Origin of the sequence: Paenarthrobacter sp. NPDC057981, assembly GCF_042886835.1 — a bacterium.
In the GTDB taxonomy this organism is placed as follows: Bacteria; Actinomycetota; Actinomycetes; order Actinomycetales; family Micrococcaceae; genus Arthrobacter.
Window position 1 is genome coordinate 1 of sequence record NZ_JBHVQI010000026.1, and the last position, 17303, is coordinate 17303.

Annotated in this window: 16 protein-coding genes; 4 read left to right on the forward strand and 12 right to left on the reverse strand. The window is 63.9% G+C overall.

Annotated features, from left to right (window positions below):
• Nucleotides 1-40: 40 nt before the first annotated feature.
• From sucD to ACFVSI_RS18405, 5 genes are all read right to left on the reverse strand, one after another.
• Nucleotides 41-943, reverse strand: a complete 903-nt coding sequence (sucD, locus tag ACFVSI_RS18385; protein WP_377546201.1) for a succinate--CoA ligase subunit alpha — start codon at nt 941-943, stop codon at nt 41-43.
• Nucleotides 944-955: 12 nt separating this feature from the next.
• Nucleotides 956-2125: an ADP-forming succinate--CoA ligase subunit beta gene (gene sucC, locus ACFVSI_RS18390; protein WP_144662654.1), complete on the reverse strand. Its 1170-nt coding sequence runs from the start codon at nt 2123-2125 to the stop codon at nt 956-958.
• Between the two features lie 264 nt (nt 2126-2389).
• The gene (locus tag ACFVSI_RS18395; RefSeq protein WP_387826803.1) at nt 2390-3079 is read right to left on the reverse strand and encodes a hypothetical protein; all 690 of its coding nucleotides are present in this window, start codon (nt 3077-3079) and stop codon (nt 2390-2392) included.
• Between the two features lie 23 nt (nt 3080-3102).
• Nucleotides 3103-5622, reverse strand: coding sequence for a DNA helicase PcrA (gene pcrA, locus ACFVSI_RS18400; protein WP_387826806.1), 2520 nt, complete (start codon nt 5620-5622; stop codon nt 3103-3105).
• 112 nt (nt 5623-5734) lie between these two features.
• Nucleotides 5735-6400, reverse strand: a complete 666-nt coding sequence (locus tag ACFVSI_RS18405) for a response regulator (RefSeq protein ID WP_387826809.1) — start codon at nt 6398-6400, stop codon at nt 5735-5737.
• 76 nt (nt 6401-6476) lie between these two features.
• On the opposite strand from ACFVSI_RS18405, the gene ACFVSI_RS18410 reads away from it, so the two are divergent.
• Genes ACFVSI_RS18410 through ACFVSI_RS18420 form a run of 3 tightly spaced genes read left to right on the forward strand, consistent with a single transcriptional unit; the run spans nt 6477 to nt 9486 of the window.
• Nucleotides 6477-7706, forward strand: a complete 1230-nt coding sequence (locus ACFVSI_RS18410) for a sensor histidine kinase (protein ID WP_387826812.1) — start codon at nt 6477-6479, stop codon at nt 7704-7706.
• Nucleotides 7703-8851 (forward strand): hypothetical protein, encoded by a 1149-nt coding sequence (locus tag ACFVSI_RS18415; RefSeq protein ID WP_387826815.1) that lies wholly within the window; start codon nt 7703-7705, stop codon nt 8849-8851. Before ACFVSI_RS18410 ends, ACFVSI_RS18415 begins: the two co-directional genes overlap by 4 nt.
• Nucleotides 8845-9486 carry a hypothetical protein gene (locus ACFVSI_RS18420; RefSeq protein WP_387826817.1) on the forward strand — a complete coding sequence of 214 codons (642 nt, stop codon included), beginning with the start codon at nt 8845-8847 and terminating at the stop codon, nt 9484-9486. Before ACFVSI_RS18415 ends, ACFVSI_RS18420 begins: the two co-directional genes overlap by 7 nt.
• Here the strand turns inward: ACFVSI_RS18420 and ACFVSI_RS18425 are convergent.
• The 7 genes from ACFVSI_RS18425 to ACFVSI_RS18455 form a co-directional block, all read right to left on the reverse strand.
• Nucleotides 9479-11167, reverse strand: a complete 1689-nt coding sequence (locus ACFVSI_RS18425) for a hypothetical protein (protein WP_387826820.1) — start codon at nt 11165-11167, stop codon at nt 9479-9481. The genes ACFVSI_RS18420 and ACFVSI_RS18425 overlap by 8 nt on opposite strands.
• A 6-nt stretch (nt 11168-11173) precedes the next feature.
• Nucleotides 11174-12043, reverse strand: coding sequence for a septum formation family protein (locus tag ACFVSI_RS18430; RefSeq protein ID WP_387826823.1), 870 nt, complete (start codon nt 12041-12043; stop codon nt 11174-11176).
• Nucleotides 12030-12623: an exosortase S gene (gene xrtS, locus ACFVSI_RS18435; protein WP_387826826.1), complete on the reverse strand. Its 594-nt coding sequence runs from the start codon at nt 12621-12623 to the stop codon at nt 12030-12032. The genes ACFVSI_RS18430 and xrtS overlap by 14 nt, the downstream gene beginning before the upstream one ends.
• 5 nt (nt 12624-12628) lie before the next feature.
• Nucleotides 12629-13990, reverse strand: coding sequence for a glycosyltransferase (locus ACFVSI_RS18440; RefSeq protein WP_387826829.1), 1362 nt, complete (start codon nt 13988-13990; stop codon nt 12629-12631).
• An 88-nt stretch (nt 13991-14078) separates the two neighbouring features.
• The gene (locus tag ACFVSI_RS18445; RefSeq protein ID WP_387826831.1) at nt 14079-14261 is read right to left on the reverse strand and encodes a hypothetical protein; all 183 of its coding nucleotides are present in this window, start codon (nt 14259-14261) and stop codon (nt 14079-14081) included.
• A 40-nt stretch (nt 14262-14301) separates the two neighbouring features.
• Complete coding sequence (locus ACFVSI_RS18450; protein ID WP_387826833.1) at nt 14302-15591, reverse strand: choice-of-anchor G family protein; 1290 nt, start codon at nt 15589-15591, stop codon at nt 14302-14304.
• A 162-nt stretch (nt 15592-15753) separates the two neighbouring features.
• Complete coding sequence (locus tag ACFVSI_RS18455; protein WP_387826836.1) at nt 15754-16599, reverse strand: inositol monophosphatase family protein; 846 nt, start codon at nt 16597-16599, stop codon at nt 15754-15756.
• A 33-nt stretch (nt 16600-16632) separates the two neighbouring features.
• Between ACFVSI_RS18455 and ACFVSI_RS18460 the strand changes: the two genes are divergently transcribed.
• A complete protein-coding gene (locus ACFVSI_RS18460; RefSeq protein WP_387826839.1) occupies nt 16633-17253 on the forward strand; it encodes a hypothetical protein in 621 nt (206 codons plus the stop codon).
• Nucleotides 17254-17303: the final 50 nt, after the last annotated feature.

The window sequence follows — 17303 nt, forward strand, 5'->3', positions numbered from 1 at the left end:
GGGAAGGCACCGGGCCGCCGTCGTACTGCTTTGTGAAGCTTTAGAGCGCTGCGAAAACCTCGCGCAGCAGCGTCGCGGTCTCGGAAGGCGTCTTACCGACCTTCACGCCAGCAGCTTCAAGGGCTTCTTTCTTGGCCTGCGCGGTTCCAGCGGAGCCGGAGACGATGGCGCCGGCGTGGCCCATGGTCTTGCCTTCAGGAGCGGTGAAGCCCGCCACGTAGCCGACAACCGGCTTGGTGACGTTGGCCTTGATGAAGTCGGCTGCACGCTCTTCAGCGTCACCACCGATCTCACCGATCATGACGATTGCCTTGGTCTCCGGGTCGGCTTCGAACGCAGCCAGGGCGTCGATGTGCGTGGTGCCGATGATGGGGTCGCCACCGATGCCGATCGCGGTGGAGAAACCGAGGTCGCGGAGTTCGTACATCATCTGGTAGGTCAAGGTACCGGACTTGGACACGAGGCCGATGGGGCCCTTGCCCGTGATGTTTGCCGGGGTGATGCCAACCAGGGCTTCGCCCGGGGTGATGATGCCGGGGCAGTTCGGGCCGATGATGCGGGTGATCTGCTTGCCGTCAGCGTCCACCTTCGACTGGGCCAGTGCCCAGAATTCGGCGGAGTCCTGAACCGGAACACCTTCGGTGATGACAACAACGAGGCCGATGCCGGCTTCGATTGCTTCAACAACGGCGTCCTTGGTGAATGCCGGCGGAACGAAGACGATGGAGACGTCTGCGCCGGTCTCAGCGATGGCTTCCTTGACGGTGCCGAAGACGTTGATTTCCTTGTCGCCGTGCAGGACCGTGGTACCGGCCTTGCGGGCGTTCACGCCACCAACAATGTTGGTGCCGGCTTTGAGCATCAGCGCGGTGTGCTTGGTGCCTTCGCCGCCCGTGATGCCCTGAACGATGACCTTGGAGTCTTTGTTGAGGTAGATAGACATTCTCGCGTCCCTTTACTTAGCTGCGTTGGCGAGCTCGGCGGCCTTGTCGGCGCCCTCGTCCATGGTGGCGGCCAGGGTAACCAGCGGGTGGTTGGCCTCGGTCAGGATGCGGCGGCCTTCCTCGACGTTGTTGCCGTCGAGGCGAACTACCAGCGGCTTGTTCGCGGAGGAACCAAGCTCGGCCAGTGCACCCACGATGCCCTTCGCCACAGCGTCACAAGCGGTGATGCCACCGAAGACGTTGACGAAGACGCTCTTGACCTGGGAGTCGCCCAGGATGACGTCCAGGCCGTTGGCCATGACCTCGGCGGAAGCTCCACCACCGATGTCCAGGAAGTTGGCGGGCTTCACGTTGCCGTGGTTTTCGCCAGCGTAAGCAACAACGTCGAGCGTGGACATCACAAGACCGGCGCCATTGCCGATGATGCCAACTTCGCCGTCCAGCTTGACGTAGTTGAGGTCCTGCGCCTTGGCCTTGGCCTCGAGCGGGTCAGCTGCGTCCTTGTCCTCCAGCTCACCGTGGTGAACGTGGCGGAAGTCAGCGTTTTCGTCCAGGGAAACCTTGCCGTCCAGGGCCACGATGTCACCGGCACCGGTACGGACCAGCGGGTTGACCTCAACGAGCGTGGCGTCTTCCTTCTTGAAGACGTCCCAGAGCTTCAGAATGACGTCGGCGACTTTGCCGCGCAGTTCTTCAGCGAAGCCTGCGGCTTCAACGATCTCGTCAGCCTTGGCCTGGTCGATGCCCACGGCGGGGTCGATGGCGATCTTGGCCAGGGCCTCGGGGCGCTCCACAGCCAGCTGCTCGATTTCCATGCCACCTTCAACCGAGCACATGGCCAGGTAGTTGCGGTTCGCACGGTCGAGGAGGACCGAGAAGTAGAATTCTTCAGCGATATCGGCACCCTGGGCGATCATCACCTTGTTGACGGTGTGGCCCTTGATGTCCATGCCCAGGATGTTGGTTGCGTGCTCAAGCGCCTCATCAGCGGACTTGGCAACCTTCACGCCGCCAGCCTTGCCGCGGCCACCGACCTTAACCTGTGCCTTGACGACAGTAACGCCACCGATCTTCTCGGCAGCTGCCTTCGCTTCTTCAGGAGTGTGCGCCACGATGCCGGCGAGCACGGGTACACCGTGCGCTTCGAACATATCGCGCGCCTGATATTCAAACAGGTCCACGGTTTAGTGTCCTTCTACGTCGAAGTAGTTTTCTGTTCAGCCGGGAACCGCGATGACCGCGATAGCCAGCTGCGGAAAGTACGCGGTAACAACCAGGATTCAAGCCGGTCACATTGCGTAAGGTCCTCTCGGAACTTTAGCCCTTTGAGGAGTCCCGCCAGCTACACACTACCTGTTAAGTGAGTAACCTTACACTTCTATCTCATGTAGAAAAACCGCATGATGACGCGGATTTTGGCCTCTCCGGCGCCCACTGCAGGGCGCTCAGAAGCCTTCCTTGAGGCTCCCGCGGACCGTCTTGCCGCCGTCGGAAACCAGCTGGTAGCCCTTGCGGCTGACGAAGAATGCCACGCCCCCTGAGACATTTCCGCAGGCAACGCCGCCGTTGTACGCCGAGCACCGCAGGCCGTTGCGCTCAACGTTCTGCCCGTCGGCCAACTCGCGCAACTTGGAGATGGGACCGTTGCGGCTTCCTTTGGGCCCGAACTCCGACTCCATTTGTGTTACGCCGGAACGACACGAGCCGTACACCGCCTTCTCCGGCGTCAGGAGCGCGGTACCGCCGAGGTAGCCCAGCCCCGTCCCGGCACAATCGTCCGTCACGTCATCAAGCTCAGGCTTGGCATACGCGGCAAGTTCGCAGTGCACCACTGGCACGATCGCGAACTTGTTGTTGGCTGCATCCGAGTAGGAGTTGGCCTCGTAGGGCAGGTTCAGGTGTCCGCCCCGTGACGACGTCATGGCACACACGATGTTCCGGTCCGCGGCGATGAAGGCCGTAACGTCCTCGCCGGCGGACAAGGTGGTCTGTTCAAAGACCGGAACCTGCTGCAGTTGCTCCAGGGGCGGCAACGGCGCAGGCGGAACGTAGTCGGGGTCCTTCGTGGCGAAGGAACAACCCGACACCAAAATCAGGAGCAAAGCGGCCAGGAGCCCCCACACTGTGCGTCGCATGCCACCAATTATGCCGTGCTGCTTCACGCATCCAGTTTTGTCAGCGGCGCGTAGCGCAACAGCAGCCGCTTCTCGCCGACGTCGAACTTCACCTTGGCGACCGTCTTGTCTCCCGCGCCTTCGACGCCCAGCACCACGCCGTTGCCGAAACTCGTGTGGTTGACCTTGTCCCCCACCGAGACGGAAATGACTTCCTTTTGCGGCTGCACCCTGTTGCGTGCGACGGCGGCAGGGACGTCGGCGTCGAACCCTGCGGTCGGGCTTGCGGCCTGACCGCGGGAGGTTCCGGCTCCCCAGAATGAACCGCCGTAGCGGTTGGAACCGATGGGTGCGCTCCCCCATCCGCCCGCTTGCCGGCTCATTCCTTCGCGCTTCCACTCCACCAGCTCCGACGGAATCTCTTCCAGGAACTGGCTGGCAGGGTTGTACTGGCTCTGGCCCCACATGCTCCGGACCTCTGATCGCGTCACGTAGAGCCGCTTGCGGGCGCGGGTGAGTCCCACATAGGCCAGGCGCCGTTCTTCGGCGAGTTCCTTGGGATCGGTGGCCGAACGCTGGTGCGGAAAGATTCCGTGTTCCATGCCAGTAAGGAACACCACCGGGAACTCCAGGCCCTTGGCCGTGTGCAGCGTCATGAGGGTGACAACTCCCATGCGCTTGGCCTCTGCCACAGCCGCATCAATGTCGGCACCCGGGGCGTCCGGAATTTGGTCGGCATCTGCCACCAAGGAAACCTGTTCCAGGAATTCGCCCAGCGAACCGTCGGGGTTGTCGCGTTCGTACTCACGGACCACTGCCACCAGTTCGGCGAGGTTCTCCACACGGGACTCGTCCTGCGGATCCGTGCTCGCGCGCAGCCCCGCAAGGTATCCCGTCTGCTCCAGGACGGCTTCGAGTGCCGCAGCGGCACCGGAACCTGCGGCAACTTCGGCGAGGTCATCCAACAGCTTCACAAAGCCCAGGACGGCGTTGACCGAGCGTGTGGCCATGCCCGGTGCTTGGTCTGCGCGGCGGGCAGCGGCCATGAAGGACGTGCGCTCGCGCTCGGCAAGGGCGGCAACGGCGCCCTCGGCACGGTCACCGATTCCGCGTTTGGGTTCGTTCAGCACGCGGCGGAGGTTGACGTCGTCATCCGGGTTCACCAGGACGCGCAGATACGCCAAAGCGTCCTTGATTTCCTTGCGTTCGTAGAAGCGGGTGCCACCCACCACTTTGTATGGCAGGCCGACCCGGACCAGGACGTCTTCGATGGACCGCGACTGCGCATTGGTCCGGTAGAAGATGGCAACGTCGCCGGGACGAAGCCCTTCCTCGTCCTGGAGGCGGTCGATTTCCTTGGCGATGAACTGGGCTTCGTCGTGCTCGTTCTCCCCGACGTAGCCGATGATCTTTTCGCCATCGCCTTCAGCCGTCCACAACCGCTTTTCCTGGCGGTTGGGATTGCGGGAGATCACCGAGTTGGCCGCGCTGAGGATGTTCTGGGTGGAGCGGTAGTTCTGCTCCAGCTTGATGGTCCGCGCGTTGGGGTAGTCGGCCTCGAACTCCACGATGTTCCGGATGTCCGCGCCACGGAAGGCGTAAATGGACTGATCGGAGTCGCCCACCACCGTGAGTTCGCTGGGCTGGACGTCCGTGTCGGTTCCGAGCCCTACGATTTCCCGGACCAGCGCGTACTGTGCGTGGTTGGTGTCCTGGTACTCGTCCACCAGGACATGGCGGAAGCGCCGGCGGTAGGACTCCGCGAGCGCAGGGAAGGCCCGGAACATGTAGACGGTTTCGGCGATGAGGTCATCGAAGTCCATGGCGTTGGCTTGGCGCAGCCGCTGGGCGTAGCCCTTGAAGACCTCGGCCACGGCCTGCTCAAAAGGATCATTGTAGTTCGCCGAGGAAGAGTAGGAATCGGCGTCGATGAGCTCGTTCTTGAGCGCCGAGATTTTGTGCTGGATGGCCTTCGGGGCGAACTTCTTGGGGTCGAGGTCCAGGTTCTTCGCCACGAGCGTGATCAAGCGCAGGGAGTCCGCGGAGTCGTAGATGGAGAAGTTGGAGTTCAACCCCACGTTGGCAGCCTCGCGCCGCAGGATGCGGACACAGGAGGAGTGGAAGGTTGAGATCCACATGCCCTTGGCCCGTGCCCCTACCAAGGCTTCGATGCGCTCCCGCATCTCGGCTGCCGCTTTGTTGGTGAAGGTAATGGCCAGGATTTCGCCGTGATGGGCACGCTTGGTGGCTATCAGGTACGCGATCCGGTTACTGAGCACGCGGGTTTTGCCTGAGCCCGCGCCTGCAACAATGAGCAGCGGGCTTCCGGCGTGCTTGACTGCCTCTTCCTGCTGCGGGTTCAGCCCCTGAAGCAAGGCATCCGCGGAAGGAAGCCCGGATGCGCCCGAATTGCCCCATCCGCCGGAGGCAGGAGAGTCGCCCTCCTGCAAGCGGGCGCCCGTTGCACCACCGCCTGAGCGCGAAAGCTCCGGTGCAGCCTTGACTGCGGCTTTGGTTCCAGCTTTGAAGGGTCCGTCTGCGTAGGGGTCAAACAACATATCCATGGTGCCTACCAGTCTAGGCGGTGCCCCCGACACTATAGAGCCTTGCGTCCACAGCCCGGCCTCCCAGCCGCGCCCGACAGCCCGGCCCAACACCCTGCCCACCAGCCCGAAGTTACTGCTGCGCGTCCTCCAGCAACCAACCGCCCGCGGTGAGACGCTCCCGCAGTCCCAGCCTCGTCAGCGGCTCCGGACCGTCTTGGAACTTCCGCCGCACCGAGGCGAGATGTTTCTTCACGCCGTCCACTGAAATGCCCAGCAATTGCGCGGTCTCGGCCATGGTCCCCGCAGCTCCTCCGAGATACACCGACACCACTTGATGTTCCCTTGCGGAAAGTTGTGGTTCTCCCAGCCCGGCGTCCATGGCATCAGAGACTTCAGGGGTGATGTATTGCGTACCCTGCGCCGCACATCTGAGCGCGGTCTCCACCACGCTCGCCGGGGCAGTTTTGGGGATGTAGGCCAGCGCGCCGGCCGCCATCGCCTGCCGCATGACAGCCGGGTCCACGACGGAACTGCAGACCACCACCTGCGGACCCGACGAAAGGATCGCCTGGATTTTGGCCCGCAGCGGCACTTGGTCGCCAAGGAGGACATCGAGGATCACGACGTCGGACAAGGCACCCAGGCGGGCGGCGGCGTCGGCCCACGACGTGTAGCGGCCAACCACGCGAATACCAGTGGTGTTGTCCTGAAGCCACTGGGAAAGCCCCTCCAGAAGGACCGCATGGTCTTCCACGATGTCCACCTCGATGGTGGGTTGGGACACCGGGTATCGCATTTAAATCGGTCCTCCGTGCATATGATGCTGCCTAAGTGGTCATCTTATTCCGATGACAGGTTTTGGGGAGACATTCATGGGGGCATGGATAGCGCGACTGGCAGCGTACCGGATTGCGGTGGAGCGCTCGGACCTGCTGGCCCGATCCGGGACTGTAATGAGCTTTGTTTTCGTAGCGGCCACGTGGCTTTACCTGTTCCCCATCATGGGTGGGCCTTTGTGGCACCGGGCCCTGGCCTGGGCAATAGTGACCATACTGGTGCTGTGCTTCGTGGCGATGCTGCTGAGCGACGTCTGGCCGCTTCGGTTGATGATTGTGGCGGGGCTGATCGCTTTGTCGGAGCTCCTTGCCGGTGTTGGTTACCGCCAGGATTCCGACTCGCTGCTCCTGGCGCACAGTCTGCTGATCGGTGCCAGCTCCACGGTGGCATTGTCCTTGCGTGGTACATGGCAATCGGGTGTCTTTACGGCCCTGCTGGGCATCGTGGTTTTTGGGCACACAGTGACGACTTCAATCCAACACCGCCTCGGTCCCACCACTTTCCTGATACTTACGGGATTCTGGCTCATCATGCTTGCCATCCGTCATTCGGCCCCCAGGGCCTTGGATGTCTATCTGCGCGACCAAGCCGTCAGGGCTGAATCCCTGGCTGCCCAGGCAGTGGCCCGGGACCGAATCAGCGCCGCGTCCCAGGACGCCCGGCATATCCACGACACCGTACTCAGGGGATTGACCCTCCTGGCCAGGGGCGGTGCCGGTGTTTCGCCCGAGGACTTCCGCGGCTTGATCTCCCCGGGAGCTTACGACGACGGCGGACCGGTCGCGCGAAACGTCGGCACCGTTGGGACAACTCCAGTGGGGGACGCCAGGCAGGTGACCGTCCGCGCGGGCAGCCGCCTCGCCGTCGTCGAGCCTTCCACAGACACCGAGGTGACATCATTGCTGAAGGCTCGTGCCCGCGAACACAGCCGGGACGGTTTCTCCGTGGACGTCTTCGGTGAGGGCGGGTCGTTGCCCCCGGATGTCGGGCAGGCTGTGGCCGACGCAGCCGGGGAATGCATGGTCAACGCAGCGCGGCACGCCGGGAGCGACCACGTGGACGTGCTCATCTCCCGAACGGGTCCCGTAGTGTCGATTCTTGTCAGTGATACGGGCTGCGGTTTCGATGCCGGGTCCCTGCCGCCGGAGAGTTTTGGTGTGCGCCATTCGGTGATTGAGCGAATGGCGCAAGTAGGTGGAAGGGTCAGACTGTTGTCGACGCCTGGTCGTGGAACCACTGTGGTCCTCGAAGTAGAGGCAGTATGAGCCGGATCTTTCCGGAGGATGCCGGCACTGCAACCGGACCACTGTTCCTGTCCCGGGGCGTGCTGGTGACGGCCAGTTCAACTTTGTGGATCTTCTCAGCCATGACACAAGCGGGGTCCTTGGACGGGACCAGCCTCGATGACTCCCGGGTTGCGGCGGTCGCCTTCGACCTCGCAGGCTGCGTTGTCGCCATCCTGGCATCGGCCCCCACAACCGCCCGGCGGCATCTTCCGCTGTTACGCCTGCTGTGGCTTGCCACCTCCATTGGTTCGGGCGTCATGACCGCCCAGGTGGTGACGTTGTCGTCGGGCTACCTCGCGCTCGCGTTCAACGTCATGCTGGGGACGGCCCTGGTCTTCTTGGTCTGCCTGCGATGGGACCTGCTGGGATTCATGCTTCTTTCCGCTGCAAACTCCCTCTTGAGCAGTGCCTATTACGCCATTACCCCCCGGTTCGGTTCCGGGGAGGGCCTGTTGATTTTCTTCATTACCCTCATCCCCGGGCTTTTGGGAGTCCTGATCGTGGTGGGTATCCGCAGCCGCATGGAGGAGCAGATGGCCCGGCATGTCTCCCAGTCTCTGGCCACACTTACCCGGCAGGCCGATACCCTCGATTCGGCCCGCACGGAGGAGTTGTCGGCCACGCACCGTCAGATCCAGGAGCTTTTTGCCCGGGCCTCTCAAAGCGAAGGCCGCGCTCTGGCGCCGGACCTGGCTGCGGAAGCCCAAGCGCTGGCTTCGCGCCTGCGTGCACAATTGATGGTGGTTCAAAGCAGCAACTGGTTCAAGGAGTCCCTGGTGCTGGCAGGTCTTGATTCCAGGGTGTCAGTGGCAGCACAGCCGGACCTCCTGCAACGCATTCCCCAGGCGCAGCGCCCGGCATTTCTATCGGTGACCATGCTTCTCGCAACACCCGTTCCCCGTCCGGGGCACGATGTCGCCGAGGAACCTCTCGGGCTGCACGTCTACGTGGAGCCTGGCATGGGCGAATTGTTGTTGATCACGTGGAGAGTGACGAACCTCGATCCCGCGCGCTGCACCCCTGCCCTGTGGAGTGAGATCGAATCGCTGGGTGTTCCGCGTGTCCACACGGACCCCGGAGGAGCAAGCGTGATGGTCCATGTCAAGGCACCCAAGCTATGGTGACGCGACTGGTGGTGGTGGACCGGCACCAACTGATGATCGACACCTTGGACGCGTGGCTACGCCGAAATGCGCCTGACCTGGTGGTCGCGGCAAGCTTCACCGCTGTTCCCACCCATCTCCAGGAGGACACCTGGACCAGCCTGACCGCGACCGTGGCGGTCCTCGGAACCCTTGACCACCGCGGGGATCTTGTCCCCGCAGTCGGTCACCTGGTCCGGACGGGCCTGCGCGTTGTGGTCCTGGCAACGGCCCTGGACCCGTGGGATGCCGAAGCCGTCCGCTCGGCCGGAGCCCTGGGCTACGTTCCCAAGGCGGCGGGGCCTGAGCACACGGAGTCGGCCCTCCGTGCGGCCGCCGCCGGACAGGAATACGTGCATCCTGATGCCATGGGCCACATGGAGGACACCACGCCGGAACGCGTCAAGCTGTCACCGCGCGAGCAACGTCTCGCCGAGCTGTATCTCGGCAGCGATCCGCTGCCCGTGCGCGGGGTGGCCGACGCCATGGGCATCAGCGAACAGACCGTCAAGGCTCATCTGCACAGGATCCGGCAGCGCTATGCCACCGCGGGCGTCAAAGTGGGCAATGTGATCAGCCTGCGCAAGCAGCTAACCACTGACGGCTGGATCAGCTGACCGCTGTTGCGGGTTTGGCCCGCCGGCCCCTGCGCTTTCGCGCCGGCTCCTTCAGTGGCCCGGAGGCGAGGACGCTGATCAACGCGACCAGCAGTGGGCCGCACAGGGCTGCCATGAAGCCGGCGATGATCATGTGTTTGTAGATCTCGGATTGACCGCCGTTGAGCATGACCGCCCAGAACTGCAACCAGCATCCCAGCACCATGACCACAGCCAACCGACCCACGGCGCTCCGCTTCCGGAAAGCCACAGCCAGGCCCAGCAGCAGGGTCACCAGTTGCATCCCGACAAAGGCCACCGGTGCGGCTTTCAGAGCGCTGAACAGACCCAGAACTACAGGGAAACGCCGTTCCTTCTCGTACGGTCCGTGCCCCGAGCCCTCAAGGTAGGAGCCGACGTAGCCCAGTTCCGGTGTCAGCATGGCGGTGATCCCCCGTTCACCCATGGTGATGAGCCGTTCGGGATGCGTGGCGTAAAAGCCGGCGATGGTGCCCAGGCTGATCTTCTCCTGGAACTGGTGGTACAGCGGGTTGTGCACGGCCGAGCGGGAAGAGTCCACTGTGGTGTCCATGGCGTTGATGAAACTGCCGTCCAGCCCCAGCCATTCCAGGTCCGCCTCGGGGGTGGGGCTGTACGGAAGAAGCTCCACGAAAACAGCGTTGTAGAGGTTCACCTCGGAGAACCTCTTGGGCTGGGCGTTGGTGAAACCTACCGAGAACGCAGCGATCACCAGGATCGCCGTCGCGGGCAGCAACCACGTCCACCAGCGCGGACGCTGGGTCGGTGCCGGAGAAGGTTCGACGACGGTCGCGTCACCTTCCGCTGTGCCGGGACGCCACGGCTGCCAGAGCAATGCCAAGGCTATGACGGGCAACCACGAAACAGTCTGCGTCTTGGCAGAAACGGTGAACGCGGTGGCAACGACAACCAGCAGCACAGCCAGCCACCGCGGGCCACGCCCATTCCAGTAATGGAGCAGTGCCACGGACACCGCCAGGATTCCCAGGAAGGCTGCAGCCTCGCTGTACGGCGAGATGAAGAAGTCAGCAAAGATTCCGTCCGCCATCACGGCCGTCACGAGTCCTGCGATCAGGACGCGGAACCAGGCCCGGCCGGGCAGCACGTTGACCAGGGCCGCGATCAACAGCCCGAACACGGCACAGCAGACGATGCCCACAGCACGGGTATCGAGCCCCTCCCCCCAGCCCAGCAACGGGGTCAACAGCTTCCCCAGCCACAGGAACAGCAGCTGGGAGGAAAAGTATGGCTCTCCACTGCCGCTGGCTCCGCAGCCTTCCCCGTAAAACTGGTGCGGAACCCAGCTTGGGTGAAGGTATTTTGTGAACTCGGCGTAGTCCCAGGGCCGCTGGTTCATCACTCCCAAGGAGCACACCAAACCGTGCCCATCCCCTTGGTCGCCCATGCCCACAGGTTCAGGAATCAGCAGCCGGACCATCATGAGGGCCGCCGACACCAGCCCCGCCATCAGGGCCACCCCAGGAACGGATCCCAGAGTCAATGCCCCGGGCCCGAAGGTTCTGGCCAGGTAGCGGGCCACACTGCTGACGGGCCGGGCCTTGGTCCGGTCGCGGCCACGAACAGGCGCGGGGGCGAACACTTCCTGGGTCTCGGCGGTGCGCTCGCGAAGTCCTGCCGCATTTCCAGTTGGGTTCTCAATCATTGCTTGTCACCCCCCCCCGGCCCCAGGAACGCGCACGGGAGACAGGCTACCGGTCGTCAATGCCAGCGGCTGGCCGGGCGCTTGAAGGTCCGCAGGGGCCACCGCGCACCGGATGGTTCGTGCGGTGCCCACGGTACGGATGATGGGGTGGACCGCTACGTCTGCGGGCATCTTGTCACTCTTGAGGAACTCCAGTGCGTACGGAAGACAGCGGGATTCCCTCGCCTCGGGTGATGCCAGCGAGGCGTCCTGGGCAACCCAGGCGCTGATGTCTTCAGCAGTGTGGGGTTCCGAGCACGGAACATCCGCCCCATCCTCGGAAAGGACGCCATCCTTGAGTTCCTGCCGGTAGCAGAGCCGTACAACGGCGGAGTTCGGCCCAGCCAGCGCACCCTTGAGGTCAAGGCCCGTTTCCTGGGGCGTTCCGTGTTGGTCCGTCAGAGCGACGTCGCAGCGAACCGTTCGGGCGCCCGCTGCCCATGCGTCGCGGCTTGGGAAGTAGCTGGTGACCGTCAGCCCGGTAGTTGCATCCCTGGTGGACGCCGAAAGATAGGTACGCAGGTCCTCAATTGTGCACACTCTCCTGCCGGCGGCTTTAAGTTGCTGCTGGTTGGGGCGTGCTGCCTGGTTGGCCAGGGGTTCGGGGAATTTTGTGACCAGGAACGTCTGGGTGGTGTGGGGTTCGCTGCAGGGCACGGGCGGCCTGGGTTCGCTGCCCGCATCGAATTCCTCCGGCGACAACACCGCATGGCACAGCCCGGCTTCCGGATTGGCCGTGTCCACACCTGGCTGCGGCTGCTCACATGCTGACAGTGTTGAGATCAAAACCGCAGCGGCCACCATGACCCCTGCGCGGAACGGGCTACGACGACGCACGCCGGCCCTTGCCCTGCGCAGCCGGCCGGCTCTTGCGGACAACGGCGGCCCGGACCAGGACGATGATGGCGGCCACGAACCCGAAAATCACCACGAAGGAACCCAGGAAGTGGTGCATGAGGTCAAAACCCTGCTGACCCCAGCTTTGCTGCGCGGCTGCGATCATGAAATAGCGGGTTGCATTGCTGATGCACACGATGACCAGAGCGATGATCGTGGCGGGCATGAGCCTGGACACCGGGATGCGTCCCATCAGGAAGAAGATCCCGGCCAGGCCCGCGACCGGGGCCAGCAGGACCGCGCTGGAGCACAGTCCTGTCACTTGCAGGGCAAACGGCTGGCCGCCACCCACGTTGTGGAAAATGATGTCGTCCACGCTGTATGACGCGCCGCCGAGTACGCCGTCGAAAATTACGGACATGAGCCACGCTTCGGCGGACCTGATGTGTTCCTGCTGCAGCATCGCTGCTGCTGCAGCGGCAAGGAAGACCAACCCGATGAGGCCACCGCCGCGCGCCTTCCGTACGGGGATTGCCCGGGGTCCTGAGGGGATGCTGATGTTGCCGGCTTCGGCGCTCATGGCCACTACGCTTCCTTCGCTAGGAGTTTGACGTCAGCTTCCTGGTTGCGACGGGTCTTGGCCCACCCCTGCCGGCCGGTGATGAGGCGGTAAGTTGCCCTCAGCACCGTGACGTAGTTCTGGTACATGTAGAGCCAGTATCCGAAGCCCCAGAGCACGCCGAGCATGAAGTTCTTCTCCGGCGTGACCTGCTTCCGGTACACCAGTCCCCACAACGCGAAGGGCAGCACGCCCGTTGCAAAAATCAGGGGAATGATGAACCATGCCGCGCTGATCCAGGCGCCGAAGCTGCCCATGGTCAGCGAACCCTGCGCCACCATGGTGATGAAGAGCGTAGGCCACAGGACCAGGCCAAGAATCTGGATGAAGGGCTGGACCAGGAAGTAGCTGGATTCGATGGCTCCGACGTTGCTGAAGTAGGGCGATTCGAAGATCCGCTTCAGGTACACGCTGCACTGCATGCCGCCGTGGCACCACCGGGTGCGCTGGGTCAGGAGGCGACGCAGATCAGGGAGCGCTTCCTGGGCAACGTGCGTGTCGTGCATGTAGACGGTCTTGTAGCCGCCAAGCATGATGTGGATGGCGAGTTCGTAGTCTTCCAGGAGCGCCCCATGCCACGGTTGTCCGGACGTTTTGGCAATGACGTCCAGGGCGGAAAGACGCGTGAACTGGCCGTTTCCTCCCAGACCGACCGTCAGCGTGTGGCGCCTGAGCGACTGCATGGCAGCGATGGTGGTACGGAATTCCATGTCCTGCATGAGGACCAAGTAGCGGCCAAAGGACTTCTTGAGGCGCTGCAGCCCGGTGCCACCCTCGAGGGAAGGGTCCTCCAGGTTGGACATCCAGACGGCGGTTTGGGCGGCACCGACTTCGGGGTCGCCGAAGGCGAGGGGGCCGGCCGCCTGGCGGAAGGCGTTGTCGGCCAGGTGGCCATCGGCGTCAACCACCAGGACGATCACCGAAGACCGGTCGACGCCGGCCGGGAGCCAATCGTCCAGAGTCCGGTAGGCCGCGTTGAGAGCGTCGCCTTTGCCGGTGCGGGCCAGGGGGCGACGCCGGCGCACCAGGTGGATCATGGAGTCGCGCAACGAGGCGGCGTCCACGATGTCGGCAGTAGCGTCGTCGCTGTCGTCATCGACAACCCAGACGTGAGCTTCGGGAAATTGCTTCCGCAGTAATCCCAAGGTCTCGCCGATCACCACCTCTTCGTCCCGGCACGGAATGAACACGTGCCACGAGAAAGAGTCGGGATCTCCTTCGGGATCGGGTTTGCGCCGGAGGAAGGGCACCAGAATCACCAGGATGTACGACAGAAAAACCACCAGGAGCACAAAAGCCAGCGCCTGTGCGGATTCGAGTACCGACATTTACTTCCGATGCTTGGGCGAGGGCGGGAAGGCCCGGGAAAAATGGGGGTGGCGGGACGGCCCGGAAAGAGCCGCCCCGCCGATGGTATTACGCGTGGGGATCCGTTCCCCGCTTTGCCGCTTTGAGCCTGCTGTTGCGCAGGACCACAAAACCGGTGATCAGCAGGGCGACCCCCACCAGGATGACCCAACCGAGGGTTGGGGCACCGGTGACAGCCAGCGTGGTACCACCGGCGGCCGTGCCGCCAGCAGTCCAGTTATTGCCGTACATTGACAGTTCTCCTTTCGCCGTTGCGTGGTCGCCGGAGCGATCAGGCAGCGGCTGCCGCAGTGCGGCGGCGTGAGCGGACGAACAGCCAGCTGAGCAGTGCCAGGAGGGCCACGCCGCCGGTGATCGCCATGGTGTCGGTGTTGACCAGCGGGATCGCCGCAGCGTCAAGGTTGGGTCCAACGGTCGCGTTAGCCAGGTTGACGGTGGCGATGGAGCCGCCGGCGACTGCAACCTGCAGGGCGCGCTGGGTGAAGGCGCCCGACGGTGCGGTTTCCTGGACGTTGACCTTTGCCGAAACCAGGGCCGTCAGTGCGGTACCCAAAGGAGCCACGATGCTGCTCGCGAGGGCACCGGTCACGCCGTTCAGCGTGGAGGTCAGAACGGCCAAGGCCGGCTGAGCAACGAGCTGGGCGATCGGGCCGAGGCCATTCACGGCGGTGGTGGCGGTTGCCAGGGTGCTGCTCACAACGGAGGTCAGTTTGTTGGCAACAGCCTGCGGCAGGAACGAGATCAGGTCGGTTCCGGCCGGCAGGGAGTTCAGGTCCGCTACCCCGGCGACGGCCAGGAGGTCGGCCTCCGTGATGGCGATGGTTCCACCGGCCACCGGGTTGGCCACCGTGACGCCCAAGGGGGTCAGGACGGCGTTGGCCGTGTTGATGGCGGTGCTGATGGTGCCGGCGACACCGCCGATGACCGTGCCGCCAACTTCAGCGGAAACGCCGGCTACCGAGTAGGCACCCTGGGGTGCTGCACCCTGGTCTTTCTTCGCGGCTGCTGCGAGGGTAGCCACCTGGAGGTTCACGTTGACCAGGTCGGTGCCGCCCAGGATGCCGGCAGTGCCGAGGCTGATGCGGGCCGCAGGAATGGAAGGATCGCCATTCGTCGGAAGTCCGCCGGGCAGCGTCACCAGGCCAGGAGCACCGCTCACGGTGCCGGAGAATGCTTCCGAGGAACCGTCGTTGACTGCCTTGCCGTACTGGCTGACGGCGCCTACCTGGATGATGCCGTTGTTCTGGAGCAGCGGGATGTTGCCCGCGCCCACGTTGACGACGCCGAACACGGCGCTGAGGTCCAGCGGAGTGTTGTTCTCAATGACCGCCGGGCCGGACGGCGGGGTGCCGATCTGCTGGGCAGTTGCTGCTCCGTTGGATGCCAGGCTGGCAAAGTTCGGAAGTGTCAGGACGGACCCGTCGATGATCTGTCCGCTGCCCACCGAAATGACGTCGGTGGGTGCTGCGTTTGCGGCCGGTGCGGCCACGAGGCCGATTGCCAAGGCCGATACCGCTGTGACGCCCACGGCAGTGGGCCACAGCTTGCTCTTGCTGTTCAAGTATTCCCCCTTGCGAACGCTGCAGGACAGGGCTGTTCTGCAGCTGAGACTCTGGGGGCAGGCGCCCCCCGCTGCAAAATAACAAGCAGATCGGGGGCACAGCCGTGAGGGTACCCGAAGGGGTTAACGCCTCCTTCAGGTACTAAGCAAACTGTTCAGCCACTAAGCGAACTGGGGAACCGAGGTGAGTGCGGCACCCAACTCGCGGACCGCCGTCGGGCTTCCCGCTACGAACCAGTTCATGCCGTTGACCTTGACGACGGCGGTGTCCCCGCCGGCTGCACGCACGATCGCCTTGCCGGGGAGCCAGTCCCATTCAGGGCAGCTGTGCTGGAACCAGCAACCAAGTTCGCCGTCCGCCACCCGGCCGAGGTCGCACGAACCGGAGCCGAACATCCGAAGGGACGCAGCGGTGATGGCGGCAGCGTGCCAGGGCATGGCTGTACGGGGGTCAGCGAGCCACGTGGGGTGGATGTAGGTGGCGGCAGAGATTTCGGCGACGGACACATCGCCGGAACCGGAGATCGGCTCGCCGTTGAGCGTTGCCGGCTGGTCTTCGCCGCCCAGCCACAGCTTGTCGAGCTCGGGCTGGTAGATGGCACCGAGCAGGACAGACGGATCCGCTACAGGGTTTCCTCCATGGTCGGCGTCGTCCCGCTTCAAGGCGATGGCGGAACACCAGTATGTGGAGCCGTGCAGGAAGTTGTAGGTGCCGTCCACGGGGTCGATCACCCAGGTCCGACCGCTGGTCCCTGCTACCGAGGCGCCCTCCTCGCCGAGGATGCCGTCGTCGGGCCTGCAGCGCCGCAGCTGGTCCAGGACGTAAGCCTCGGCGGCGTGGTCAGCGGCGGTGACGACGTCGGAAATGGACGTCTTGCGTTCGCCTTGCAGCCCGCCCATCCGCATGAGCAACGCCAGTTGCCCTGCTTCCCGGACCAGGGCACTGGCCAGCTGGTAGTCATCAAGTGAAGGATCGAGTTCAGTTGCGGTGTGCCTGCCGGTGGTCATGTGTCCAGCTTATGTGGCGGGATAATGAATGACATGGCCAAGACACCAGCGCAGCGCATCAAGAAGCACGGAGCAAAGGCAGTAGTGCCCGATCACTCCCTGCCTCCCGTGATCAACCCCACCACGCAGCGCACGCCGCAGAAGGCACAGAGCAACTCCAAGTTGATCGTGATCGCGGGCGTCGTGGCCAGCTTGTTCCTTTTCTGGTACCTGCACTTGCTGACGCTGAACCAGATGACGCAGCTCTCCAATGGCCTGGCAATGCCCGACTCCCTGATCGGCGGCTTCTCGCAGGACTACATCGCCCAGTTGCGCACCGCCATGGACGACTCCGCCCGGGGCCAGCTCAACTACGTCCACAAGACCGCAGGCACACTGTTCCCCTTGATCTTCGGCTTCAGCTGGCTCCTGCTCATCGGCACCAACGTGGCGCGCAAGTCCTGGCGTTGGGCCATGTGGGCCGCTCCGCTCCTTTTCGCGGTGGCGCACTTGTGGTCCAACGTGGCCATCGATTCGGTGCTGGCGGCAGAAACGCCCGACGCCGGTTCGGTCGCGGTGGCGTCGGCGGTCACCGTCGCTTCCTGGGTACTTTTCCTGGTCAGCTTGGTATGCGGTGTGGTTGCCGTGTTCCTGGGGAAGAAGCGCGCCGCCTGATCACGGCTGTTTGAGCCGTCTCCCGCGCCCGGCCTGTCCGGGCACTTCTC